25 protein-coding genes are annotated in these 24,133 nt (G+C 39.1%); 20 read left to right on the plus strand and 5 right to left on the minus strand.

What is annotated here, in order from left to right; all coding sequences use genetic code 11:
- Positions 1–18 precede the first annotated feature (18 nt).
- The 4 genes from coxB to GQR47_RS16500 are packed head-to-tail and all read left to right on the plus strand — an operon-like array spanning position 19 to position 4,194.
- Positions 19–1,161, plus strand: coding sequence for a cytochrome c oxidase subunit II (gene coxB / locus GQR47_RS16485; RefSeq protein WP_024595092.1), 1,143 nt, complete (start codon positions 19–21; stop codon positions 1,159–1,161).
- The gene (gene ctaD, locus GQR47_RS16490; protein WP_007584944.1) at positions 1,161–2,753 is read left to right on the plus strand and encodes a cytochrome c oxidase subunit I; all 1,593 of its coding nucleotides are present in this window, start codon (positions 1,161–1,163) and stop codon (positions 2,751–2,753) included. Before coxB ends, ctaD begins: the two co-directional genes overlap by 1 nt.
- Entirely contained in the window at positions 2,753–3,283 is a 531-nt protein-coding gene (locus tag GQR47_RS16495; protein WP_002959612.1) for a cytochrome c oxidase assembly protein, read from the plus strand. The genes ctaD and GQR47_RS16495 overlap by 1 nt, the downstream gene beginning before the upstream one ends.
- A gap of 35 nt (positions 3,284–3,318) precedes the next feature.
- Complete coding sequence (locus GQR47_RS16500) at positions 3,319–4,194, plus strand: cytochrome c oxidase subunit 3 (protein WP_002959610.1); 876 nt, start codon at positions 3,319–3,321, stop codon at positions 4,192–4,194.
- On the opposite strand, the gene GQR47_RS20655 is transcribed toward GQR47_RS16500, so the two are convergent.
- A complete protein-coding gene (locus GQR47_RS20655; protein WP_076915320.1) occupies positions 4,097–4,405 on the minus strand; it encodes a DUF2909 family protein in 309 nt (102 codons plus the stop codon). The two genes, GQR47_RS16500 and GQR47_RS20655, sit on opposite strands and share 98 nt — an antisense overlap.
- A 14-nt stretch (positions 4,406–4,419) precedes the next feature.
- Here GQR47_RS20655 and GQR47_RS16510 point away from each other — a divergent pair, with 14 nt between their 5' ends.
- The 13 genes from GQR47_RS16510 to GQR47_RS16570 all read left to right on the plus strand — a co-directional run bounded on the left by GQR47_RS16510 (position 4,420) and on the right by GQR47_RS16570 (position 16,503).
- Positions 4,420–5,160, plus strand: coding sequence for an SURF1 family protein (locus tag GQR47_RS16510; RefSeq protein WP_165724162.1), 741 nt, complete (start codon positions 4,420–4,422; stop codon positions 5,158–5,160).
- Positions 5,150–5,644: a hypothetical protein gene (locus GQR47_RS16515; RefSeq protein WP_002959602.1), complete on the plus strand. Its 495-nt coding sequence runs from the start codon at positions 5,150–5,152 to the stop codon at positions 5,642–5,644. The genes GQR47_RS16510 and GQR47_RS16515 overlap by 11 nt, the downstream gene beginning before the upstream one ends.
- A gap of 28 nt (positions 5,645–5,672) precedes the next feature.
- Positions 5,673–6,662: a COX15/CtaA family protein gene (locus tag GQR47_RS16520; RefSeq protein WP_165724163.1), complete on the plus strand. Its 990-nt coding sequence runs from the start codon at positions 5,673–5,675 to the stop codon at positions 6,660–6,662.
- Between the two features lie 12 nt (positions 6,663–6,674).
- Complete coding sequence (gene cyoE / locus GQR47_RS16525) at positions 6,675–7,604, plus strand: heme o synthase (RefSeq protein WP_165724165.1); 930 nt, start codon at positions 6,675–6,677, stop codon at positions 7,602–7,604.
- The gene (locus GQR47_RS16530; RefSeq protein ID WP_165724167.1) at positions 7,601–8,218 is read left to right on the plus strand and encodes an SCO family protein; all 618 of its coding nucleotides are present in this window, start codon (positions 7,601–7,603) and stop codon (positions 8,216–8,218) included. The genes cyoE and GQR47_RS16530 overlap by 4 nt, the downstream gene beginning before the upstream one ends.
- A gap of 151 nt (positions 8,219–8,369) precedes the next feature.
- The gene (locus tag GQR47_RS16535) at positions 8,370–8,642 is read left to right on the plus strand and encodes an STAS domain-containing protein (protein ID WP_002959595.1); all 273 of its coding nucleotides are present in this window, start codon (positions 8,370–8,372) and stop codon (positions 8,640–8,642) included.
- Positions 8,643–8,650: 8 nt separating this feature from the next.
- Positions 8,651–9,013, plus strand: coding sequence for a response regulator (locus tag GQR47_RS16540; RefSeq protein WP_002959593.1), 363 nt, complete (start codon positions 8,651–8,653; stop codon positions 9,011–9,013).
- Positions 9,014–9,023: 10 nt separating this feature from the next.
- Positions 9,024–11,114 (plus strand): chemotaxis protein CheA, encoded by a 2,091-nt coding sequence (locus GQR47_RS16545; protein WP_165724169.1) that lies wholly within the window; start codon positions 9,024–9,026, stop codon positions 11,112–11,114.
- Positions 11,111–11,596 carry a chemotaxis protein CheW gene (locus tag GQR47_RS16550; RefSeq protein ID WP_002959588.1) on the plus strand — a complete coding sequence of 162 codons (486 nt, stop codon included), beginning with the start codon at positions 11,111–11,113 and terminating at the stop codon, positions 11,594–11,596. Before GQR47_RS16545 ends, GQR47_RS16550 begins: the two co-directional genes overlap by 4 nt.
- A 45-nt stretch (positions 11,597–11,641) precedes the next feature.
- Positions 11,642–13,948 carry a methyl-accepting chemotaxis protein gene (locus GQR47_RS16555; protein ID WP_154904132.1) on the plus strand — a complete coding sequence of 769 codons (2,307 nt, stop codon included), beginning with the start codon at positions 11,642–11,644 and terminating at the stop codon, positions 13,946–13,948.
- 83 nt (positions 13,949–14,031) lie between these two features.
- The gene (locus tag GQR47_RS16560) at positions 14,032–14,856 is read left to right on the plus strand and encodes a protein-glutamate O-methyltransferase CheR (protein WP_033020851.1); all 825 of its coding nucleotides are present in this window, start codon (positions 14,032–14,034) and stop codon (positions 14,854–14,856) included.
- The gene (gene cheD / locus GQR47_RS16565; protein WP_039489124.1) at positions 14,846–15,463 is read left to right on the plus strand and encodes a chemoreceptor glutamine deamidase CheD; all 618 of its coding nucleotides are present in this window, start codon (positions 14,846–14,848) and stop codon (positions 15,461–15,463) included. Before GQR47_RS16560 ends, cheD begins: the two co-directional genes overlap by 11 nt.
- A gap of 8 nt (positions 15,464–15,471) precedes the next feature.
- Positions 15,472–16,503: a chemotaxis response regulator protein-glutamate methylesterase gene (locus GQR47_RS16570; protein ID WP_024596107.1), complete on the plus strand. Its 1,032-nt coding sequence runs from the start codon at positions 15,472–15,474 to the stop codon at positions 16,501–16,503.
- Here GQR47_RS16570 and GQR47_RS16575 read toward each other — a convergent pair.
- A complete protein-coding gene (locus tag GQR47_RS16575; protein ID WP_165724171.1) occupies positions 16,493–17,530 on the minus strand; it encodes a polysaccharide deacetylase family protein in 1,038 nt (345 codons plus the stop codon). The two genes, GQR47_RS16570 and GQR47_RS16575, sit on opposite strands and share 11 nt — an antisense overlap.
- A 42-nt stretch (positions 17,531–17,572) precedes the next feature.
- Between GQR47_RS16575 and GQR47_RS16580 the strand changes: the two genes are divergently transcribed.
- Positions 17,573–18,844 carry an MATE family efflux transporter gene (locus tag GQR47_RS16580; protein WP_154904134.1) on the plus strand — a complete coding sequence of 424 codons (1,272 nt, stop codon included), beginning with the start codon at positions 17,573–17,575 and terminating at the stop codon, positions 18,842–18,844.
- A 9-nt stretch (positions 18,845–18,853) separates the two neighbouring features.
- On the opposite strand, the gene GQR47_RS16585 is transcribed toward GQR47_RS16580, so the two are convergent.
- Positions 18,854–19,123 (minus strand): hypothetical protein, encoded by a 270-nt coding sequence (locus GQR47_RS16585; RefSeq protein WP_002959572.1) that lies wholly within the window; start codon positions 19,121–19,123, stop codon positions 18,854–18,856.
- Between the two features lie 9 nt (positions 19,124–19,132).
- Complete coding sequence (gene nfuA, locus GQR47_RS16590) at positions 19,133–19,708, minus strand: Fe-S biogenesis protein NfuA (protein ID WP_002959571.1); 576 nt, start codon at positions 19,706–19,708, stop codon at positions 19,133–19,135.
- Positions 19,709–19,854: 146 nt separating this feature from the next.
- Here nfuA and GQR47_RS16595 point away from each other — a divergent pair, with 146 nt between their 5' ends.
- Positions 19,855–22,410, plus strand: a complete 2,556-nt coding sequence (locus GQR47_RS16595; RefSeq protein ID WP_154904135.1) for a M14 family zinc carboxypeptidase — start codon at positions 19,855–19,857, stop codon at positions 22,408–22,410.
- A 223-nt stretch (positions 22,411–22,633) separates the two neighbouring features.
- Here GQR47_RS16595 and GQR47_RS16600 read toward each other — a convergent pair whose 3' ends face one another.
- The gene (locus GQR47_RS16600; RefSeq protein WP_154904136.1) at positions 22,634–23,311 is read right to left on the minus strand and encodes a phosphoribosyltransferase family protein; all 678 of its coding nucleotides are present in this window, start codon (positions 23,309–23,311) and stop codon (positions 22,634–22,636) included.
- Between the two features lie 74 nt (positions 23,312–23,385).
- On the opposite strand from GQR47_RS16600, the gene bioH reads away from it, so the two are divergent.
- Complete coding sequence (bioH, locus tag GQR47_RS16605; RefSeq protein WP_154904137.1) at positions 23,386–24,123, plus strand: pimeloyl-ACP methyl ester esterase BioH; 738 nt, start codon at positions 23,386–23,388, stop codon at positions 24,121–24,123.
- The last annotated feature ends 10 nt before the right edge of the window (positions 24,124–24,133 follow it).

Consider the following 24,133-nt stretch of genomic DNA (forward strand, 5'->3'; position numbering starts at 1 on the left):
CATCAAAGGAGCCGTCACATGGGTAAACTGACCTCTACCTTGTGGCTTATATTATGTGTTTTTTCGCACCCAGTTTTGGCTAACAGCCAATACAATATGCGCAAAGGCGTAACCGATATAAGCAATAATGTATATCAGCTGCACATGACCATATTTATAATATGTTGTGTGATTGGGGTGATAGTGTTCGCAATTATGTTTTGGGCACTTATTCATCACCGTAAATCTAAAGGGGCTGTACCTGCCCAATTTCACGAAAGCACTAAAGTAGAAATACTTTGGACTGCAATTCCGTTTGTTATTTTAATTGCTATGGCAGTACCAGCCACTAAAACCCTTATTGCAATGGAAGATGCCAGCAAAGCTGATCTCACTATTAAAATTACGGGTTCGCAATGGAAATGGCATTATGAATATATGGGCGAAGATGTAGAGTTCTACTCTATTTTATCTACCCCGCAAGATGAAATAGCGAATCTTGCAGATAAAAACCCTAACTACTTACTTGAGGTTGATAAGCCTCTTGTACTGCCAATAAATCAAAAAGTACGATTTTTAATGACTTCTGATGATGTTATTCACTCTTGGTGGGTACCTGATTTTGCAGTTAAAAAAGATGCGAACCCCGGCTTTATAAACGAAACATGGACGAACATAAACGAAGAAGGTACTTACCGAGGCCAATGTGCTGAGTTGTGTGGTAAAGACCATGGCTTTATGCCCGTTGTGGTGATCGCTAAATCTGAAGCTGATTTTAAAACATGGCTTGCAGATGCAAAGCAGGCTAAACAAAAAGCAGCATTAGCAGATGCCGCATTACTTGATAAAACCCTCCCAAAAGAAGAATTAATGACTTTAGGCGAACAAGTATATATGGCTAATTGTGCTGCATGTCATCAACCTACTGGCATGGGGTTACCGGGTGTATTTCCTGCACTTAAAGGTAGCCCGATAGTGCTTGGCGATATAAAAGATCACATTGATGTAGTTATCCATGGACGACCCGGTACGGCAATGCAAGCATTTGCCAAACAGTTATCTATAAAGCAATTAGCTGCGGTTATTACTTATAAACGTAATGCGTGGGGTAATGATACGGGTGATGTTATTCAACCGAGTCAAATACAGGCAGCACTTGATGCCAAAGTGGAGGCGAACTAATGAGTAGCATAGTAGAACAACCTAACGCCAATGAAGCTCATCATGCTCATCACCCAGCTAAAGGTTTTAAACGCTGGCTTTACACAACTAATCATAAAGATATAGGTAGTTTATATTTAATTTTTTCGCTGACCATGTTCTTAATTGGTGGTGGAATGGCCATGGTGATCAGGGCTGAATTATTTCAACCAGGTTTACAGTTGGTCGATCCTCACTTTTTTAATCAAATGACCACAGTGCATGGTTTAATTATGGTGTTTGGTGCGGTTATGCCCGCCTTTACAGGCCTTGCTAACTGGATGATACCACTCATGATTGGCGCGCCAGATATGGCATTGCCAAGAATGAATAACTGGAGCTTTTGGATTTTACCGTTTGCGTTTTTAATCCTATTGGCATCGTTATTTATGCCTGGTGGGGGGCCTGCATTTGGTTGGACTTTTTATGCACCACTGTCCACAACATACAGTAATGATAATACTGCATTGTTTGTATTTGCCGTACATATTATGGGAATTAGCTCAATAATGGGCGCAATCAATGTGATTGTAACCATAGTGAACTTACGTGCCCCCGGCATGACATGGATGAAGTTGCCCTTATTTGTATGGACGTGGTTAATTACTGCCTTTTTATTAATAGCCGTAATGCCAGTGCTTGCAGGGGCTGTCACTATGGTACTTACCGATAAGTATTTTGCTACCAGCTTTTTTGATGCTGCAGGCGGTGGCGACCCGGTGATGTTCCAACACATTTTTTGGTTTTTTGGTCACCCTGAAGTATACATAATGATTCTTCCTGCCTTTGGCATTATATCTACAATAGTACCTACCTTTTCTCGTAAAAAACTTTTTGGCTATGCCTCAATGGTATACGCCACATCCTCTATAGCACTATTGAGCTTTATTGTTTGGGCTCATCATATGTTTACCACTGGGATGCCGGTCGCTGGCGAGTTGTTTTTTATGTACGCGACCATGCTTATATCGGTACCTACTGGAGTAAAAGTATTTAATTGGGTTGCCACAATGTGGAAAGGCTCAATAACTTTTGAGGTGCCAATGCTTTTTAGTATTGCGTTTATTGTGCTGTTTACCTTAGGTGGCTTTTCGGGATTGATGCTGGCAATTACACCTGCTGATTTTCAATATCACGATACTTATTTTGTAGTGGCGCATTTTCATTATGTATTAGTAACAGGGGCTGTATTTTCGATAATGGCAGGGGCTTATTACTGGCTGCCCAAATGGACAGGCAACATGTTTAATATCACGTTAGCTAAATGGCATTTTTGGCTATCGCTGGTGAGTGTGAACGTACTGTTTTTTCCTATGCATTTTGTGGGGCTTGCCGGTATGCCGCGTCGAATTCCCGATTACGCTCTTCAATTTGCCGACTTTAACGCAATCATAAGTATTGGTGGGTTTGCCTTTGGCTTATCGCAATTGTTGTTTGTAGCTGTGGTAATTAAATGCGCGCGTGGCGGTGATAAAGTGCCTGCAAAAGTATGGGAAGGGGCAGAAGGCCTTGAGTGGGAAGTTGACTCTCCAGCGCCATATCATACTTTTTCTACGCCGCCGGTTATTAAGTAATGACACACGCACCGCTACTCAAACGTTTGGTACTTATTTGCATAGGCATGTTTGCCTTTGCCTTTGCTTTAGTACCTTTATATGACGTGTTTTGTGATGTAACAGGGCTTAATGGGAAGCCTTCGCTTGAGCAAGCAGAGCAAAGTACACAAATAGTACAAAACCGAGAAGTTGGCGTTAGCTTTACTACTCACGCACAAAGTGGTGCACCGTTTGAAGTTAAATCAAAAGAATACAGTGTAGTGGTAAAACCCGGTGCAATGCGTGAAGTAATGTTTAGTGCTAAAAATAATAGCAATCTGGATAAAGTAATGCAGGCTGTACCATCAGTCTCGCCAGGTAAAGCGGCAAAGTATTTACATAAAATAGCTTGTTTTTGCTTTGATCAGCAACCTCTAAAAGCAGGGGAAGAGCTTGAATTTAAATTACTTTTTTATGTTGATACCGCATTGCCAAGCGACATTGAAGAATTAACTTTATCTTATACCGTATTTGATATTAGTGAACAGCTGGTGGCAAGTAATAACTAGCTTTTTAAACTAGTGTGAAACTAGGAGTAAATAAAATGAATCAAGAATATGAGCATTATTACGTACCAGAGCAAAGCCCGTGGCCTATTGTAGGTGCTGTTGCATTGTTTTTTATTGCAGTAGGGGCGGGCTTGACTGTTATGAGTGTAGGTAAAGAAGGTGGTAGCGGGGTTTATCTGCTTTATGCCGGTATTGCTGTGCTTGTGTATATGTTGTTTAGCTGGTTTAAAAATGTAATTAGTGAATCGGACCAAGGTTTGTACTCAGCACAAATGGATCGCTCTTTTAGACAAGGTATGAGCTGGTTTATTTTTTCTGAAGTTATGTTTTTTATGGCCTTTTTTGGTGCGCTTTTTTATGCACGCGTATTGTCGGTACCTTGGCTTGGAGGTGCAGGCAATAATGCAATGACTAACGAGGTATTATGGCCTACTTTTGAAGCCGTTTGGCCGCTTGTTTCAACACCTGCTGGCGAAACTACTCAAGCTATGGGCTGGCAAGGCTTACCACTTATAAATACCTTAATACTGCTTACTTCCTCAGTTACTTTACATTTTGCCCACGTAGCGATGGAAAACAATAAACGCACTCCACTTAAGGTTTTTTTAGGCGCTACTATTTTATTGGGCGTTTGCTTTTTAGGGTTGCAAGTTGAGGAGTACATGCATGCATATAATGACCTTAATCTAACGCTAGATGCGGGTATTTACGGTAATACGTTTTTTTTATTGACTGGTTTTCATGGCATGCATGTAACGCTAGGAACCGTACTTTTATTTGTAATATTTTTACGGATATTAAAAGGGCACTTTACTAAAGATAAGCACTTTGCTTTTCAAGCAGCTGCTTGGTATTGGCACTTTGTTGATGTGGTGTGGCTGTGTTTGTTTGTATTTGTATATGTGCTGTAGCGTTTATTGGCGAATTATTTGCTTTAATAAAACCAAGTTTAAGCGCTGCAATAACAACAACTAAAACAACTACCGAAAACAATACGCGACGACCTAAAAAGTGAGACATAGGTCGTCCCCCTGTTTTCCCTGACACCATAATAAACAATGCTCTAAATAAGTTAAAAAGTATAAATATTAACAACAGTACGATAATAATTTTAATAATCACTGAGTTGACCCTTTATGCAGTTAGTTTTATGGCACAAACAAAAGCTTAGCTCACTAATCACACTTTGTATGGTTGTGGTTGTTGTACTTGTGTGTGTGCGATTAGGGTTTTGGCAGTTGGAGCGAGGTGAGCAAAAGCAGCAACAACTAACCGCCATAGCTAAGCAACAGACTCGTGGTGTGATGAGCTGGTCTCAATTACTTAACTTGCCTGATAGCTGGAACAAAACTGGTGTATTGGTTGAGTTAAAAGGGCGGTTTGTACAAAACCAATATTGGCTTTTAGATAATCAAGTTTATAACGGACAAGTAGGGTACGACTTACTTGCTTTACTAAAGCCAGACACCGAAGAGAAAGTGATTTTAGTTAATTTAGGATGGGTAAAAGCGCCTATATCTAGAGATGCACTGCCAAAGGTTGCTCTGCCTACAGGTGTTTTTATTCTTAAAGCGCAAATAAAAGAAAATAACTTAAGTAGCTTTACGCTTGAAGATAAAACTACAAATAACGACTTACCTACAAGAATCCAATCTATCGACTTGAATATGCTGAGCACCCAAAGCCAGCAATCATTAATTAATTTTATGGCTTACAGACAAGGTACTGGTGATGAGATTGCAACACCTCATTATGAGGCCGTTGTTATGAGCCCTCAAAAGCATAATGCCTACGCTTTGCAATGGTTTTTAATTGCTATTGCATGTGCTGTTGTGGCTATTTTTGCGAGTAAAAAAAGGACACATAATGAAAAATAATCCCCTTTTGTTGTTTGTGGGTTGCTGTGCAATCCCATTAGTTTTGGCATATGGCGCATTAAAGTTTGATTGGTTGCCTACTGCAATTACTAATAATGGTGAGTTTTTAAGCCAAGAAATAAAACTTAAAAATTGGCCGCAAAATAATCCCAAACAATGGACTATCGCACTTAATTATTCAAACGAATGTAACACCCCATGCAGCGAACAGCTCAATGCACTTAATAACTTATATGTGGCACTTGGTAAAAACCAAGGCAAGGTTGATATGGCTGTAATGGGAAGCCCCGACAATAAAAATCTACCATGGAAAATTATTACCGAACAACAGAGTTTAAATCCTGCAAGTTTATATTTAATTGATCATATGGGGTTAGTGGTACTTGAATATCCCTTTAAGGTCGAGCCACAAGAAAACCGTTTAGTACAAAAAGGGCTATTAAAAGATCTAAAAAAATTACTTAACTATTCTCGTTCTAGCTAACTAAGTTGAGCTTAAGTTGGAGTATCTGATGTATAAAAATTATAAAAACTTAGTATTAATAACAGGATTACTCGCTTTGATTGTAGTTGCTTTAGGTGCGTACACCCGATTAAGTGATGCAGGATTAGGGTGCCCCGATTGGCCTGGTTGTTATGGCTTTTTAACGGTACCTAAGCATGAGGCTGACATAGCCTTAGCAGCTCAAAGCTACCCCGATATGATGTTCGAAACCGCAAAAGCGTGGAAAGAAATGATTCATCGCTACTTTGCAGGTGCTTTAGGTTTACTTATTTTAGGTTTATTTGTGTTGGCTTTTTTAAAGCGCCAATATCCAACTACGCCAGTTAAATTGCCTTTGGCTTTACTTCTACTCGTGGTGTTTCAGGCTGCCCTTGGTATGTGGACAGTAACCATGAACCTTCAGCCGCTTATTGTAATGGGGCACTTATTAGGTGGCTTTAGTATTTTGTCACTTATAACGCTTTTATATTTACGGCTAACCGCAAAACCTATTATGGGTGGTGATAGCGGCGAAAAACGCTATTTTGGTTTAAGTTTAGTAGCGCTCAGTGTATTGATTATCCAAATTGCACTTGGTGGTTGGCTGGCTGCAAATTACGCCGCTCCTCATTGTAGTGGTTTGCCATTGTGTAATTACGCACAACCGTTTTCATTGAGTAGCGTATTTCAATTACCACTTGAGCACAGTAATTATGAATTTGGTGTGTTATCGCAGCAAGCGCGTATGTCTATTCATTTATTACACCGCATTTGGGCACTGGTTACTTGCATCGTTCTGGCGCTAATTATGTGGAAAATATACAGCCAAGCGCACTCTAAAAAAATTAAAAATTGCGTGGTGAGCGTATTGCTTACCCTGCTTTGCCAAATTAGCTTAGGGCTTATTTTAGTACATTGGCATATTCCGTTGGGAGTTGCACTGGCGCATAACTTGATGGCTGCCATACTATTATTAAGCATGGTTAGGTTGTGTTATTACCTAAAATCACGCACATAAAGGGGAAATATAATGGCACTTGTAATTGATAAAAAAATACTGCTACCCGTTAATGCTCAATCGCTAATTTCGCGTACTCATAATTTGCTACAAGACTACTTAGCAATTAGTAAATTTAAAGTGGTAGCTATGCTGGTACTAACAGCTTGGGTTGGTTTAGCGCTGGCTCCTGATGTAGGGCGAGGCATGGCTGTACAGTTTATTAGCTTGTTAGGTATAGGGCTACTTTCTGCTGCTGCAGCGGTTATTAATCATGTGGTTGATAGTGAGATAGACTCAAAAATGGCAAGGACTCGTCATCGCCCTGTGGCTAAAGGGCGTTTAAGTAAAACACATGCGCTTAGTTTTGCAGCTGTTATTGGGGTTGCGGGTTTTATTATGCTGATGGTGTGGGCTAATACCTTAACCGCTATATTAACGTTATTTGCATTGGTAGGTTATGCATTTGTTTATACATCATTTTTAAAGCGTGCTACACCGCAAAATATTGTTATAGGTGGGTTGGCTGGCGCAATGCCTCCATTATTAGGTTGGGTGTCAGAAACAAACCAAATGGCAGCAGCCCCTTGGTTACTTGTAATGATAATATTTACCTGGACTCCGCCACACTTTTGGGCGCTGGCTATAGCACGAAAAAGTGATTATGAACGCGCTAAAATTCCTATGTTACCAGTAACCCATGGAATCGACTTTTGTAAAACGTGCGTCGTTGCCTACTCTGTTTTACTCGCTGTTGTTTGCGTATTGCCTTATTTAATTGGTATGTCTGGATTAATATATTTAATAGGTGTGTGTGTATTAAATGCAGTGTTTATATATAAAGCCGTCAAATTAAAAATTGCTGAAAATGATGAGACTGCAATGGACTTATTTCGTTTTTCGATTATTCATTTAATGGTACTCTTTGTAATCTTATTTATAGATAAATGGCTCCCTTTATGAAGCAGTTATGGCTTGGATTAATTGTTGTTTTAGTTTTGTTTTTATCAGCATGCTCAAATGAAAATAGTCCGCCAGATGTAGATGCATTAGTTTACGAAAATGCAAAGCCACTGTCTGATTTTACGTTAAATGATCAGCGTGGTGAATTAGTGACTAAGCAACAATTTTTAGGACAGTGGAATTTAGTATTTTTAGGCTATACAAGCTGTCCAGATATTTGTCCATTAACACTTGCTAAGTTAAATGCTGTTTATAAAAACTTACAGGCAGATTATCCGCTACAAATTTGGTTTTTATCGGTTGATCCAAAACGCGATACACCAGCTAAACGAAAGCAATATATAGATTACTTTAATCCTGACTTTTTAGCTGTATCAGGGGAACATAAACACCTTTTTCCTGTTGTTAGAGAGCTTGGTTTAATTTACGCGATTAGCGATAGTAGTGAATCAGAATATGCAGTTGATCATAGTGCTTCGGTCGCTATGGTTGATCAAAATGGAGCCGTTAGAGCTATTTTTAAACCAGAATTTAAACAAGGTAGTGTGCCATTAATTAACGCGACGATTTTAACGCAAGAGTTTAAAAAAATAGCCGATTACTACAAAAACTAGTTTTTACTTTTTACCAATTTGAAAGGAGCTTTAGGCTCCTTTTTTTGTTTTTTAACGACAATTTAAATTTAATTAAGCATTTTATGGCAATTTTAATAACTAGGGCTAAGCTTTTGTTATGAATTGAATTGACAGGGAATGCACCTACTAAATGCTAAAACTTCCGAGCGAACTTGCTATTACGCAAGTTGAAACACTACATCAAGATTTACTGCACGAACTCAATAGCAACGATGATATCTGTCTTGATATTAACGATGTAATTTCTGCTGATACTGCCTCAATTCAACTTTTATGCGCCTTACAAAAACACCTACTTACCATACAGCACAAAATCATTTGGGTAGGCAGTAGTGAGGCATTAACACATACAATTAATAAACTTGGCTTAAGCCAATACTTAACAACCGAAAGTAAAAGTTAGGGGTATATATGAAAAGAATTTTAGCGGTTGATGACTCAGCATCGATGCGTCAAATGGTGAGCTTTACATTAAAAACCGCAGGGTTTGATGTAACCGAAGCTAAAGATGGCAGTGAAGCTCTCGCTATTGCCAAGCAGCAAGACTTTGATGCCGTGATCTCAGATGTAAACATGCCAATAATGGATGGAATTACATTAATACGAGAGCTGCGTACTTTGCCTAGTTATAAATTTACACCATTACTGATGCTTACAACTGAGTCGGGTTTAGAAAAAAAAGTAGAAGGTAAAGCTGCTGGGGCAACAGGCTGGATTGTTAAACCATTTAATCCCGATCAGCTACTAGCGGTAATTAAAAAAGTTATTCGCTAAGGAGCGTAGTGTGAGTATAGATTTAAGTCAATTTTTTGAAGTTTTCTTTGAAGAGAGTTTTGAAGGCCTAGATACCATGGAGGCTGAGCTATTAAACTTAGTGCCAGGTGAGGAAGATTTAGAAACTATCAACACTATTTTTAGAGCTGCTCACTCAATAAAAGGAGGCAGTGGGACATTTGGTTTTAGCTCCGTTGCTGACTTTACTCATGTACTTGAAACATTACTAGATCAAATTCGCCAAGGTGAACGAGAACTTAGTACCGAGCATGTTAATTTATTACTCAAAGCTGTGGATTGCTTACGCGCTTTACTTGCTGCACTTCAAGGTGAACAAGAGCCAGATTTAACCGAAGCAGATTTGTTAAAAGTACAATTTGAACATGTACTTGGAATGAAAAATGAAACACATGAGAATAAACCTCAAAGCTGTGAAGAACAAACAAGTAGTAATACCTATCAAATAGACTTTAAACCTCATCATCATTTATTTAAAACAGGAAACGAGCCACTGTATATGATCAGTGAGCTTGAAGAGCTAGGTGAGTTAGAAACCACAGTATTTTACGATGAAGTTCCAGAAATCACCGATTTAAGTAGTGATGAATGTTTTTTACATTGGCGCTTTTTTTTAAGCACTAGCCATGATGAAAAAGCCATAAAAGAAGTGTTTGAATGGGTTGAAGACGATGCCGATATAAAAGTTGAATTATGTGGCGGCTTATTTGGCAATGATGAGCCAATACAACCTAATCAAGATGAGATATCTAAAGCTGTTGAGCTTGAAACATCCGATTTAATAAAAGTAGCTGAGCTACCTAGTAAGCCAAAGCAACCCGTTGCTAATAAAGATAAAAAACCTGCAAGTACACCAGAGTCTACCTCCATTCGAGTTGGTATTGATAAAGTTGATTCGTTAATAAATATGGTAGGTGAACTTGTTATTACACAAGCCATGCTAAATCAACTCAGCGAACAAGAAATCACACCAGCCACAATCACTTTACTACAAGAAGGCTTAGCACAACTTGCACATAATACGCGTGATTTACAAGAAAATGTGATGCGTATTCGTATGCTCCCAATTAATTTTGTATTTAGTCGTTTTCCTCGATTAGTGCGAGATATAGCGCAAAAGCTAAATAAGCAGGTTGAGCTAAAGCTGATCGGAGAGCAAACCGAGCTTGATAAAACAGTAATGGAAAAAATATCTGACCCTATGGTGCATTTAGTAAGAAACTCACTTGATCATGGGTTAGAGACTGTTGAGCAAAGACTGGCGGCAGGTAAAGATCCCGTTGGCACAGTAACCTTAAATGCATTTCATCAGGGTGGAAACATCGTTATTGAAATAATGGATGATGGGCAAGGGTTAAATACAAAAAAAATAAAAGAAAAAGCCATCGCTAACGAATTAATCTCAGCTGATAACCATCTCAGTGACGATGAAATAAATGAGCTTATTTTTATGCCCGGCTTTTCGACAATGGATGAGGTAAGTGACTTATCTGGTCGTGGAGTTGGGATGGATGTTGTTAAGCGAAATATCCAATCATTAAATGGCTCAGTGGAAGTAACCTCAGCGCCCGGTGTTGGTTCTACGTTTACTATTAGATTACCCCTTACTCTCGCTATTTTAGATGGGCAATTAGTTAAGGTGGCTCAGCATACTTATATTATTCCGCTCATTTCTATTGTGGAGTCACTGCAAATTGATATTGCAAAAGTGAGTCGAGTGGGTAAAAGCCTTGATGTATTGAGGCTTCGAGACGAATACATTCCTATATTAAGACTCTACGATATTTTTAATCATAAAAATGCTATTGAATCACTCGATAAAACGCTGCTTGTTGTTGTAGAAACAGATAACCAAAAGGTGGGTTTATTAGTTGATGATTTACTGTCTCAACAGCAGGTTGTTATTAAAAGTTTAGAGGCAAACTACCATAAAGTGGATGGCGTATCGGGTGCTACCATTTTAGGAGATGGGCGTGTATCGCTGATTGTGGACATTAGCGGCTTAATAAAGCTCTCAGGCTTAAAAAAGCCAGGTAGCCAAGAACTAACTATTGAAACGCAAGCCACTTTGGAGGCGTTATGAGCTCAGATCAAAGCCAGTTAAGTAACCAATTAAATCTTCAGCAACAGCAAGGTGTAAAACAGTTTTTAACTTTTATTATGGCTGATGAAGAATATGGCGTTGATATTTTAACAGTACAAGAAATTCGCAGTTGGGAAGAAATTACAGTACTGCCCAATGCACCTGAATTTGTAAAAGGCGTTATTAATTTACGCGGAACAATAGTGCCAATTATTGATTTACGGTTGCGTTTTGGATTACCAAGTGTCGACTATGGACCATTAACGGTGGTTATCGTTGTCAAAATAGAATTTGAACTAGGTAGTAAAATTATAGGTGTTGCTGTTGATGCCGTCTCTGATGTTTACAGTATTGCGGAGCAAGATGCGAAAGCGGTTCCTAGTTTGTCTGAATCGAGTAATTGTGAATATGTAGCTGGGTTGGTGAATGTTGGTGAAAAAATGGTAGCGCTAATTGACCTGCAAAAAACAATGAATATTTAGCAAATAGAAACTAAATGAATAATAAACTTAAAGGTGGTGATGAGCATGGGATGGTTTAGTAATCCAAAGCAGTCAAAATCAAGTAATGATTTAATTGTAGACGCATTGAATAAATCATTAGCGGTGATTGAATTTGAACCTAACGGAAAAATAATTACTGCAAATATGAATTTTCTAAACGCGATGGGCTATCGTCTTGAGGAGGTTCAAGGTCAGCATCACTCGATGTTTGTTGACCCAGATGAAGCTCAGGGCAACGATTATAAAAACTTTTGGCAACGCCTGCGTAATGGCGAGTTTATCTCAGATGAGTTTAAGCGTAATGCTAATGGTGGAACTGAGGTATGGATCCAAGCAACTTATAACCCAATTGTTGATGAGCAAGGGCAAGTATTAAAAGTAGTTAAGTTTGCCACCGACGTGACTGAGCAAAAGTTAATAACAGCAGAAGCTTCAGGGCAAATTAGTGCTATAAGTAAATCTCAAGCGGTTATCGAATTTAATTTAGATGGCACTATTATTGATGCCAATGCTAACTTTTTAAATGCGCTTGGCTATCAACTTAGCGAGATTAAAGGCCAGCACCATAGGCTTTTTATTGATCCCGAACATGCAAATAGTATCGAATATAAAGAATTTTGGGCCAAACTAGGTCGCGGTGAATTTGATTCAGGGGAATATTTAAGAATAGGAAAGCAGGGTCAGGAGGTTTGGATTCAAGCATCTTATAATCCAATTTATGATATGAACGGCAAGCCGTTTAAAGTGATTAAATATGCATCTGATATAACTGAACAAAAAGAGCTTGAAAAGGCATCTCGCAAAGCAGCCGATTTAGCAAATGCGCTTAAAGTTTGCCAAGCAAACGTAATGATTGCTGATGAAAACCTTAAAATAGTATTTGTGAACGACCGTGTTCAGCAAATGCTAAAAGTCCGCGAAAAAGAATTACAAACCGTATTGCCAAGCTTTTCTGTTGATAATTTAATTGGCACCTGTGTTGATGATTTTCATAAGCACCCTAATCATCAACGTGATTTATTAAAAAACCTAGATAAGCCCTATAAAGCCGAGCTACTGTTAGCAGGTGTCACTTTTACCTTGATTGCTTCACCTTGGATCAGTCAAGACGGAAAGCATTTAGGCACCATTGTTGAGTGGGAAGATAGAACCAATGAAGTTGCGCTTGAAAAAGAAATCGCTGAGCTTATTGGTGCTGCAGGTAATGGCGAATTAGATACAAGAGTTGCAGAAGACGGGAAGGAAGGGTTCTTTTTACGTTTGGCTCAAGGATTAAATAGCTTAGTTAAAATAGTTGATGATGCCGTTGCCGACACTGGCAATATGCTCGATGCGATGGCAAGTGGTGATTTATCAAAACGTATTGAAAAAGAATACAAAGGTTCATTTGATAAACTTAAACGCGACGCAAATGCTACGGCAGATAAATTAACAGAAGTGATTAATCGCATAAATTCATCGGCAACGTTAGTAGCCAGTGGTGCAGAAGAAATTTCTCAAGGTAATGCTGATTTAAGCCAACGTACAGAAGAGCAAGCCTCGTCACTTGAAGAAACAGCTTCAAGTATGGAGGAAATGACCAGTACCGTTCGTCAAAATGCTGATAACGCAAAAGTAGCAAACGACTTGGCAGAAGAAACCTGTGAAAAAGCGATTCAAGGTGGTGAAGTTGTTAATAGAGCAGTTACGAGCATGTCGGCAATTAATGAGTCGAGCAAAAAAATTGCAGATATTATCGGTGTAATAGATGAAATCGCGTTTCAAACGAATTTATTAGCGCTTAATGCCGCTGTAGAGGCAGCAAGAGCGGGTGAGCAAGGTCGAGGCTTTGCGGTTGTTGCAGGTGAGGTTCGTAACTTAGCGCAGCGCTCTGCGGGCGCAGCGAAAGAAATTAAAGAGTTAATACGAGATAGTGTAGGCAAAGTAGCTGATGGCTCTCAATTAGTTAATGAGTCGGGCGCTACACTTAAAGAGATTGTTGTGTCGGTGCAAAGAGTGACGCAAATGATTTCTGATATTACGGAGGCATCTGAAGAACAAAGTGCGGGTATTGAGCAAGTTAACAAAGCTATTTCTCAAATGGACGAAATGACGCAACAAAATGCCGCTCTAGTAGAGCAAGCCTCTGCTGCTGGTGAGTCTATGGCTGAGCAAGCTAATGAGATGCGCCGATTACTTAACTTTTTCTCAGTAGATCAGCAAGAGATGACAATGATGTCATCAACTATGCGAACCCCTGAACTATCTCATAAGCCGCAAAGTCGTTTTGTGAGTAATAAGCCAAGGGGCGATAACTTTGTAGACTCAGCTGATGAGTGGGAAGAGTTTTAATATTTAGCCTTTTTATGCCTCGTCTAATAAATAGTTACAGCGAGGCACTACTTGTTAGCGTTAGGTTTAATTGGGAGCGGACAATGAAAGAGTTTTTGTGTACCGACCGCGACTTTAAGGAAATTGCCAGTTTAGTTTACAGCGCATGTGGAATTGTATTAGGGGATCATAAGCGAGAGATGGTTTATTCACGCTTAGCAAGACGTATTAGGGAGCGTAAATTAACTGATTTTAAAGCTTACTTAGAGTATTTAAATAGCCATAAAGATCAGGAATTTGATGCCTTTATTAATGCAATAACAACGAACTTAACGTCTTTTTTTCGTGAAATACATCACTTTGAATTTATAAAATCTGAGCTTGTACCTGCTCTTTTAAAGGCAAATAAAAACAGTAAGCGAGTAAGAATATGGTCTGCAGGTTGCTCCACAGGGGAAGAGCCTTACAGTTTGGCGATGACTTTAAATAACGCATTTCCGAGCAATTGGGATGTAAAAATACTAGCAACCGATTTAGATTCTAATGTATTGGCAAAAGCACAAAAAGGTATTTACACCGCAGCGAATGTTAATGGCTTAGATGACGTGCAACTTAAGCGTTGGTTTTTAAAAAGCAAAGACGGTGAAAATTATAAAGTTAGAGATAAACTAAAAGAGTCTATTTCTTTCAAGCGTTTAAACTTATTACAAGACTGGCCAATGAAAGGATCATTTGATCTTATTTTATGTCGTAATGTTGTTATTTACTTTGATAAAGAAACAAAAGATCAGCTTTTTAAGCGTTACGCCAATATATTAAATGAACAAGGTTATTTGTTTTTAGGTCACTCAGAAAGTATGGGTAAAGAGCATTCGCAATTCAAAAACTTAGGGAAAACTATGTACCAAAAGGGACAAAATGCACGCTGAGTTCAGGCCGGTATTACCTAACTTTGAACATATTAAACGATATTGGGATTCGGGCCGAGGTAGCGTTGTTGCTAAAGTACTTCCGGGTGAGTTTTATGTTTCTAAAAATAATGAACTGATCTCTACAGTTCTGGGTTCGTGTATTGCGGCTTGTGTATACGATGAAGTACTTGGTATTGGCGGGATGAATCACTTTATGTTACCAATTCAAAAGGGAGTAGAACTTAAAAATGCGCATAGTTTAAGTTGTCGGTACGGTAATTGGGCTATGGAGTATCTTATAAACGAAGTTTTAAAAAATGGCGCGTCTCGGTGTAACCTAAAAGTAAAACTTTTTGGCGGGGGGAAAATTATTAGTGCGATGACTGATATAGGGCTGGGTAATATTAGTTTTGCAGCAGCGTATATTAAAGAAGAGGCATTAAATCTAGTTGCCCATGATATGGGGGGGCCGTGGCCGCGAAAAATATTTTTTCACCCGAACACTGGTAAAGTTCATATGAAAAAACTTAAAAACCTACATAATAATACGATTGAAAAACGCGAAGTCCGTTACTTACAAAACCTTAAAAAGCAAGAAGTAGTAACCGATATAGAGCTGTTTTAGGAGTATGCATGATTAAAGTATTAATAATTGACGACTCCCCTTTAATTAGGCGTTTACTCACTGAAATATTACAACAAGCTAAAGACATTACAGTAGTGGGGAGTGCTGAGGATCCCTACGAAGCTCGCGAAATGATAAAAAAACTCAGTCCTGATGTATTAACGCTCGACGTAGAAATGCCAAAAATGGATGGTATTAGTTTTTTAAAAAACTTAATGCGATTAAGACCAATGCCAGTAGTGATGATTTCAACACTGACACAAAAAGGCTCTCCTATCACACTAGAAGCGCTCGAATTAGGGGCTGTTGATTTTATAGCTAAGCCTACTAATAACGTAAGAGAGCAATTGAGCCAATATGCATCACTTGTCCAACAAAAGGTGCGAATAGCTGCTGGAGCAAGAGTAAGAAGCTATAAAAAAACGGTCGTCACAAATGAGCCTATTAATACTCATTCTCAGTTTTTACTTAATAAAGTAATAGCGATAGGTGCTTCAACGGGGGGGACTGAGGCTATAAAAGAAGTGCTTATTAAAATGCCACAAAATTGCCCGCCAATTGTAATTACTCAGCATATTCCTCCTGTGTTTAGCGCTTCATTTGCTGAGCGAATGAATCGTACATGCACGATAAATGTGAAAGAAGCTGAACATGGCGATAAGCTTAGCGCAGGCTGGGCTTATATAGCACCGGGTGGGTTTCATTTAAGTATTAAAAAACGAGGTGTTAGCTTGTATTGCCAGCTTGATGATGGCGAGCCGGTGAACAGACATAAACCTGCGGTAGATGTGTTGTTTAACTCATTAGTTGAAACTGGGGCTAAAAACGTAGTTGCAGCCATACTAACAGGAATGGGGAGTGATGGCGCAAAAGGTTTACTTGCACTAAAACAAAACGGAGCACATACCTTGGCTCAAGATGAGTATTCGTCTGTGGTATGGGGTATGCCTAAAGCAGCTGCTGAGCTAAATGCAGCTGACGAGATAGTTGCGCTGGATAAAATAACCCAGCGGCTTTTACATCAGGCCGTTAAGGTTTAGATGCTTCAATTACCCAAGGCTGCGAAAACCAAAAGTAATCACCAGGGCTTGAAATAGAAGGGGCCGTGCAATTAAAACGAGAACGCCCTTTATTAAGCACCTTTGGTGAGGTGATTTCGACAGTATTTTTAGTTATCCATTTTAAATCTGCTTGGCCTACGCTTGATACATAACAGGCAAATTGGCTCTTATGAAAATCACCCATCTTAAATTCCATTGTGAGCGTGGGTGGATTTTGCTGTGTAACGCTATCTTGATAAGTTAAATTGGTGATATTAAACGCGCGTGAGTTGAGCTTAGTAATAAGGGTTTCTAGCTTGCTGTAAAAGCCTGATGCAGGAAAACGCGGCAAGCGGCTAAAATTAGAATCTTTATTTACAGCGCCTGAGTGCTGGCCAATACCCACAAAACCAAGCTCTGTCACGAGTGCTTGCAGCTCGTTATTAAACTCACCATACGGGTATGCTAAGTATTTATAGTCGTGGCCTATTTCTTCTTTTATGCGCTTTTGAGAGTTAAGAATATCTTGCTTAATACGTGATTGCCATTGTGCATCGGTTTCGTTTTCAAGCTTAAGGTGTAAGTAATCATGTTGTCCGCTATGATTGGCTATTAATGCCCCTTTTTTAGATAATTCTTTGAGCTTATCCCACCCCATTACGTAACTCATACCTTCGTCTATTAATTTAGGATTTACAAAGATAGTGTATGGGTAGCCAAACTTTTCTAAAATAGGTGCGGCTTGTTCATAGTTATTGTTATAGCCATCATCAAAGGTGATGGCGAGAGTTTTATCAGGTAAAGTTTCACCTTGTTGAAGCGCGCTAATTAACTCATTAAGAGGAATAACGTTAAAGTTGTGCTCTTTTAAATAGCTTAAGTGCTCCGTAAATGTATTGGCGCTAACGCTCGTGACAGCGGGTAGGGTTTCACTAACATGATGATACTGTAAAATAATGGCTGCTTGAGCCCGTACAGATACACTAATGAGGATAAATAACACTAAATGAAACAATTTCTTATACATAATAAGGCACACCATAAAAGCTTGCTGTTGTTAGCGGGTCCGATGATACTATCAAATATCACAGTGCCGTTGTTAGGAATTGTTGATACTGCTGTAATTGGGCACTTAGGAAGCGCTCATTACTTAGCTGGAATTGCCCTTGGCTCTGCAGTTATATCTATTTTATTTTGGCTTGCTGGTTTTTTAAGAATGAGCACCACGGGACTCGTGGCACAAGCATACGGAAAAAACGATTTAACCCAACTTGCCGCTTTACTTAAACGAAGCCTATTGCTTGCAAGCGCAGTGGCCGTGCTATTAATTGTGTTATCCCCATTAATAAAGCACGCTATTGCTTACCTCTCCGCAGCCAATGGCGACGTACTTAACCAAGCTTATCAGTATTTTAGCATTCGTATTTTTAGTGCTCCAGCAGCATTATGTAATTTAGTGTTACTGGGTTGGATGCTTGGTGTGCATTATGGTCGAGGTCCATTTTATTTATTACTCGTCACTAATATCGTTAATATAGTGCTCGATATTTATTTTGTTGTTTATTTAGATTGGGCAGTTGCAGGCGCTGCATGGGCGTCACTTATTGCTGACTATACAGCACTAGTATTTGCACTGTTTTTAGTGGCTAAACTAGCTAAAAAACAAGACATTGATCTAAATGTACCGAATTGGTTGAGTATTAGCAAAATGGCTGAATTATTGAGTTTGAATAGAGATATATTTATTCGCTCTTTAATACTGCAATTATGCTTTAGTTTTATGACATTTTACGCGGCGCGTATAGGCGAAACCACATTAGCTGCTAATGCTGTCTTACTTAATTTTTTAATGTTGGTGAGCTTTGCTCTTGATGGCGTTGCTTACGCCTCTGAGGCAAAAGTAGGGCAAGCGAAAGGCCAAGGAAGTGTTAAAAGCATAGAGCTGTGGGTTAAAATAAGCGTATTTTGGGGTATGCTTTTTGGTGTGTTATATAGCCTATTTTTTGCATTATTTGGCAACACCATAATCAAGCTTTTAACCAATGTGCCAGAGGTTATTCAAGAGGCAACGCATTATTTACCATGGATAGTAGTATTACCAATTTTGGCCATGAGTTGCTTTTTGTTTGATGGTGTTTTTGTAGGGCTTACGCGAGCAAAGAACATGCGTAACAGTATGATACTTTCAGCTGGAGTTGGCTTTTTTGGTGTGTTTTGGGTGTTTATAGACTTGCAAAATAACGGGTTATGGCTGGCTATGAGCTGTTTTATGTTAATGCGCGGGGTTACATTAATAATTAAATATCACCACTTAAAAATAAATAATCAGCTATTAGATTAAATAAATGGTTTATTTCCAGAGATCGGGGTCATGGTGTTTAGGGCCCATATCTTTTAAAACTTGTGAAAAACGATTGGCAAAAATACCGCAGTAGCCCCAACCGGCAAAAAATAATGCGGGGAGTAAAATTATAACGCCAATTATTTGTAAGCTGTAGTGGGTGTAATACCCAATAGATATGAATATCACGGCTAGCACAAACAGTGCTAAGCCGCGAAAAAAGCGCTTTAAGCTCAGCTTAGGATTGCTCCCTAAGCGATAGATAAGCTGCTTTAGCATTTACAAGGCCTAATAGTAAGAGTGATCGCCCGCTTCGTGTTCTGTTATATCAGCAACACCGGTGATTTCTTCAAACTTAGCTATCATTTCTTTTTCAATGCCTTCTTTTAGTGTTACATCGATCATAGAACAACCATTACAACCACCACCAAACTGAAGTATAGCTATACCTGCAGCTGTAATCTCAACAAGGCTTACTTGACCACCGTGGTTAGCAAGTTGTGGATTTACTTCGGTTTCTAGCATGTGCTGTACACGTTCGTTTAACGATGCATCGTCACCTATTTTACGCGCCTTTGCATTTGGTGCTTTTAGCGTTAACTGAGTACCCATTTTGTCGGTAACAAAATCGATTTCAGCTTCTTCTAAAAATGGAGCACTTTCTGCATCTACAACGGCATCAAAACCGTTAAAGTTTAGGCGAATATCGCTCGCTTCTACAGCGTCTTCTGGACAATAAGACACACCACATTCCGCTTGTGATGAACCAGGGTTTACAACAAACACACGAATATTGGTTTGTTGTGATTGATCTGCTAATAGTTTAGCAAAATGCGCTTGCGCTGTTTCGGAAATAGAAATCATAAAACCATCTATACTTGACTAAATTACTCGGATACTGCGTATCATACTCCGCTCATCGTGTTGCGGCTAGTGTTGAGCGTAAAAAGTTGGCATCTATTTTAAGCAATGGTAGCGTGCAAACAACGAACATTTTTTGAGTGATTTATATGCGTTTGGTATTAACATTAATGGTGGTGTTGCTTAGCTTTTCAAGTGTAGCTAAGCCACTTTCGTATTATTTTGAACAAGATGTAAAATTTGACCCTTCAATTCCTACTCCTGAGCAAGTACTCGGTTACGAAGTAGGAGAGTGGCACGTGAGACACGATCAGCTCGTACGTTATATGGAAATACTTGCTGATAAAAGCGACCGTATAAATTTTGAAGTGATTGGCCGCACACATGAACAACGCCCCCTTGTCATGCTAACAATTACAGCAGCTGATAAGTTATCAAGCATAGAGCAGACACGCCAAGCTCACTTAGCACGCTTAAGTAACGATGGATCAGATGCTAATTCTACAAAGCAGCCTGCCGTTGTATGGATGGGGTATAGTGTGCATGGTAATGAGTCATCAGGTAGTAACTCATCTTTGCTGGTGGCATATTACTTAGCTGCTGCACAAGGTGCTGAAATAGATGAGCTATTAAACAACACGGTTATTTTACTCGATCCTTCACTTAACCCAGATGGCTTAGCGCGCTTTGCTAATTGGGCAAACAGTAACCGAGGTATGAACTTATCAAGCGACCCTAAAACCCGTGAACATGTTGAAAGCTGGCCAAGTAGTCGTACCAATCATTACTGGTTTGATTTAAATCGTGACTGGTTATTACTACAACACCCTGAATCGCGCGCGCGTATTGCTAAATTTCATCAGTGGAAACCAAATGTCTTAACCGATTTTCATGAAATGGGACCAAACAGCAGTTACTTTTTTCAGCCAGGTATTCCTAGTCGTAAGCATCCTATAACACCGGATGAAAATGTAACGTTAACTAAAGCGATTGCTAACTATCACGCAAAAACGTTAGATGAAAACAACGCACTGTACTTTACTGAAGAAAGCTTTGACGACTTCTATTACGGTAAAGGTTCAACCTATCCCGATGTAAATGGTGGTGTAGGTATTTTATTTGAGCAAGCAAGTTCTCGCGGGCATATCCAAGACACTATAAATGGACCTTTGAGCTTTCCCTTTACTATTAAAAATCAACTATTAACGAGTTTATCTACCTTTAAAGCCGCTGTTGATAACCGCCAAGCATTACTTGATTACCAAGCTAAGTTTTATAATCAAGCTACTGATTTAGCCAGTGATGAAAGCTTTGAAGGTTATGTTATTGAGGGCGCGGATGACAACACTCGTATTAAAGATTTTTTAGGGTTGTTGAAACAGCATCAAATAGATGCTTTTTCGCTTACTAAATCACTCAAGGCAAATGGCAACAACTATACAACCAATAGCTACTTTGTGCCCTTAGCCCAGCCACAGTACCGCCTAATAAAAGCTATTTTTAGCGAGCAAAAAAATTTTGCTGATAACACCTTTTATGACGTATCTGGCTGGACTTTAGCGCATGCGTTTAACTTACCTTTTGCAAAAGTAAAAAGCAGTTGGGGTTTAGAGGTTGCAAGTACACCGTGGCAAAAAGCGGTAAAACCTTCTTTTGCTTCACTTGAGCAAGGCTATGCGTTTGGCTTTTCGTGGGATGATTACCTAGCACCTAAAATGCTAAACAGCCTTTTAAAGCAAGGTATTAAAGCGCGTGTAGCGCTAAGCCCATTAACAGCCAAATCAAACTCAAGTGAAGTAAGCTTTGATGCTGGTAGTATTATTGTGCCAGCAGGCTTACAAACGAATAATGATTGGGTTGGAATATTAAATAAAGCACAAAACGAGTTTGGAATTGCAATCAAGCCTATTAACTCAGGTCTTACAAGCAAAGGAGCCGATTTAGGGTCTCGTACAATGGCGGTTGTTAGCGAGCCAAAAGTATTATTGGTAGGTGGTAAAGGCGTAAGCCAGTACGAAGCTGGGGAAGTATGGTATTACCTCGATCGCTTTGTAGGTGTTGCGCCAACAATTGTTGAAATGGAGCGTTTAAACTCTATTGAACTCAGTAATTACAGCCATATAGTACTTGCTCATGGTAACTACAACAGCTTATCTGATACCGACAAAGTGGCTATAAAAAGCTGGGTAAGAAAAGGCGGCGTTATTTGGGGTCACAAAGGCGGAGCTAAATTTTTAGCTGATCAGCAATTACTCAAAGCAAGCTATCTATCAAGACAAGATGTAGCGAGTGCATTTAAAACGACAGGTTTAAGTTATGGCGATAAGGACCATTTAGCAGGACGTCAACGCATTGCAGGAGCTATTTTTAATACTAATGTAGATTTAACTCACCCACTTACATTTTCACTTAAACGCAATACATTGCCCGTATTCAAAAACAGTACTTGGTTGCTAGAAGCTTCCGATGCACCGTTTGTAAATGTACTTACCTATACTAAAAAGCCATTGTTAGCGGGTTTTACCGATGCTGTTAATGTTGAGCAAGTTGCTGGTGGTGCTGGCTTAATTGCGCACTCATATGGACTAGGTACAGTAATAGGCATGACCGACGATCCTGTATTTAGGGGTTACTGGTATGGGACTAGTCGACTACTAAGCAATGCGTTATTTTTTGGTCATACGTTTCGTGCAAATGGCGAATAATACCAATTAGCTTAATTAAGTAATCTATTTTGAGGATGGAAAAACGTGTTGATAGCTAGGCAAAAAATTCGCTAATTAGTTGTTCTCGGCAATTGCTCCTGGATTGCTCTACCTTCTGCATCCATGCAGTCGTAAATGAGAATTTTTTAACACAGGTAGCGACACGTTTAGCCCCGCAAAATGATTAAGTATTATTGCGGATTGGTTTAATACTTTTTAATAATTAAATAGGCGTTAAGCAAGTTGTAAAAGCCCACACTTGTTTAGCGCCTGCTTGTTTTAGTGCACTAGTAGCTGCGTTTAATGTTGCCCCTGTCGTCATCACATCATCAACAATAGCGACTGTTTTACCTGCCATGTCTTGTGTACAAATAAAGGCATTTTTTAAGTTTCTTATACGCTTTGCTTGGGATAGCTCCGACTGAGCTTGTGTTTTTTTATCGCGAATAAGAACATTACTTAGTGGGGCGTAATTAGCTAAACAGGGTTGCCATACTTGGCTTACCTGATTAAATCCGCGAGTAATAAAGCGGCTTTTATGAAGAGGTAAAATAATAAAGGTATCTGGCAAGTTAGGGCTTTGCTCAAAAAACTGCGTTAACTGTTTTTGTATAATTTGCTGCAATGCCTTTTTATAATGAATTTGATTATTAAATTTTAGCCTTTTAAGCCAATGCTCAAAGGGAGGTTGATAAAAAGCGCATGCAAATAATTTATCAAACTCGCAATTAGGAAACATCTCAATAATATCAGGTCGATGCAATAAACTCGTATGCTTACTAAAATCAAACAATGGTAAATCTTCAAGGCAATAATCACATAGCCCTAAAGAGGTCGTAATCGAGCTTTGACACTGCACGCAATAAGAGGGAAATAACCAATTTAAAACGGCTTGTTTCACTGACTCGCTCCTTGCATTGCAATCGCCTTTCTAAACGTTATGATGAGCCTAAGTTTGGTAAAGGTTAAGCAAATATGCAAAATGAGTTAGTGTTATTACATGGTTGGGGAATGAATCAGGGCGTATGGCAGTTAGTACAGCCAGAACTTGAGTTTTTATATTCAGGAAATGTACGTAGCCTTGACCTACCTGGGTTTGGTAATAGCGATGTATGCCCAAGCCCTTATACTTTGCATGATGCAGCAGAAATTTTAAGTAAGCAATTAAAGCCGAAGAGCATTTTAATGGGGTGGTCGTTAGGTGGTTTACTTGCACTTTATATTGCTAAGCATTGGCCTGAAAAAGTATCTAAGGTTATTTTAATAGCATCGACTCCTTTTTTTGCTGAGGCAGATAACTGGCCTGGAATAAAAGCGAATGTATTGGCGCAGTTTAAAGAGCAGTTAGTTAATCATCGAGAAAAAACAATAGAGCGCTTCTTAGCTATTCAAGCAATGGGTAGCGAGTCGGCGCGCGATGATATAAAGCAGCTTAAACAATTGCTAAATCAGTACCGCGCACCCCAAAGCGATGCCCTGAGTGCTGGTTTAGATATTTTACAAAACGACGATTTACGTGACTTATTTACTCATTGCCCAGTCCCTATTAGAGGAGTATTTGGCCGGCTTGATGCTTTAGTACCTTATAAAGCAATTAGCAAAATGTCAGCACTAAATACTGAGTTTGAATATGAAGTACTAGATAAAGCATCTCATGCACCATTTATTTCTCATAAAAGTGAGTTTTTATCTGTCGTTAAATCAATGCTTTAAAATAGAGCTA

The sequence above is a fragment of the Pseudoalteromonas sp. Z1A2 genome (assembly GCF_011378755.1).
GTDB classification, from domain to species: Bacteria; Pseudomonadota; Gammaproteobacteria; order Enterobacterales; family Alteromonadaceae; genus Pseudoalteromonas; species Pseudoalteromonas distincta.

Bases quoted from the DNA above. Each gene is read 5' to 3' on its own strand.
- coxB (WP_024595092.1), top strand. From the start codon at position 19: ATGGGTAAACTGACCTCTACCTTGTGGCTTATATTATGTGTTTTTTCG.
- ctaD (WP_007584944.1), top strand. From the start codon at position 1,161: ATGAGTAGCATAGTAGAACAACCTAACGCCAATGAAGCTCATCATGCT.
- GQR47_RS16495 (WP_002959612.1), top strand. From the start codon at position 2,753: ATGACACACGCACCGCTACTCAAACGTTTGGTACTTATTTGCATAGGC.
- GQR47_RS16500 (WP_002959610.1), top strand. From the start codon at position 3,319: ATGAATCAAGAATATGAGCATTATTACGTACCAGAGCAAAGCCCGTGG.
- GQR47_RS16510 (WP_165724162.1), top strand. From the start codon at position 4,420: ATGCAGTTAGTTTTATGGCACAAACAAAAGCTTAGCTCACTAATCACA.
- GQR47_RS16515 (WP_002959602.1), top strand. From the start codon at position 5,150: ATGAAAAATAATCCCCTTTTGTTGTTTGTGGGTTGCTGTGCAATCCCA.
- GQR47_RS16520 (WP_165724163.1), top strand. From the start codon at position 5,673: ATGTATAAAAATTATAAAAACTTAGTATTAATAACAGGATTACTCGCT.
- cyoE (WP_165724165.1), top strand. From the start codon at position 6,675: ATGGCACTTGTAATTGATAAAAAAATACTGCTACCCGTTAATGCTCAA.
- GQR47_RS16530 (WP_165724167.1), top strand. From the start codon at position 7,601: ATGAAGCAGTTATGGCTTGGATTAATTGTTGTTTTAGTTTTGTTTTTA.
- GQR47_RS16535 (WP_002959595.1), top strand. From the start codon at position 8,370: ATGCTAAAACTTCCGAGCGAACTTGCTATTACGCAAGTTGAAACACTA.
- GQR47_RS16540 (WP_002959593.1), top strand. From the start codon at position 8,651: ATGAAAAGAATTTTAGCGGTTGATGACTCAGCATCGATGCGTCAAATG.
- GQR47_RS16550 (WP_002959588.1), top strand. From the start codon at position 11,111: ATGAGCTCAGATCAAAGCCAGTTAAGTAACCAATTAAATCTTCAGCAA.
- GQR47_RS16555 (WP_154904132.1), top strand. From the start codon at position 11,642: ATGGGATGGTTTAGTAATCCAAAGCAGTCAAAATCAAGTAATGATTTA.
- GQR47_RS16560 (WP_033020851.1), top strand. From the start codon at position 14,032: ATGAAAGAGTTTTTGTGTACCGACCGCGACTTTAAGGAAATTGCCAGT.
- cheD (WP_039489124.1), top strand. From the start codon at position 14,846: ATGCACGCTGAGTTCAGGCCGGTATTACCTAACTTTGAACATATTAAA.
- GQR47_RS16570 (WP_024596107.1), top strand. From the start codon at position 15,472: ATGATTAAAGTATTAATAATTGACGACTCCCCTTTAATTAGGCGTTTA.
- GQR47_RS16575 (WP_165724171.1), bottom strand. From the start codon at position 17,530: ATGTATAAGAAATTGTTTCATTTAGTGTTATTTATCCTCATTAGTGTA.
- GQR47_RS16580 (WP_154904134.1), top strand. From the start codon at position 17,573: ATGATACTATCAAATATCACAGTGCCGTTGTTAGGAATTGTTGATACT.
- GQR47_RS16585 (WP_002959572.1), bottom strand. From the start codon at position 19,123: ATGCTAAAGCAGCTTATCTATCGCTTAGGGAGCAATCCTAAGCTGAGC.
- nfuA (WP_002959571.1), bottom strand. From the start codon at position 19,708: ATGATTTCTATTTCCGAAACAGCGCAAGCGCATTTTGCTAAACTATTA.
- GQR47_RS16595 (WP_154904135.1), top strand. From the start codon at position 19,855: ATGCGTTTGGTATTAACATTAATGGTGGTGTTGCTTAGCTTTTCAAGT.
- bioH (WP_154904137.1), top strand. From the start codon at position 23,386: ATGCAAAATGAGTTAGTGTTATTACATGGTTGGGGAATGAATCAGGGC.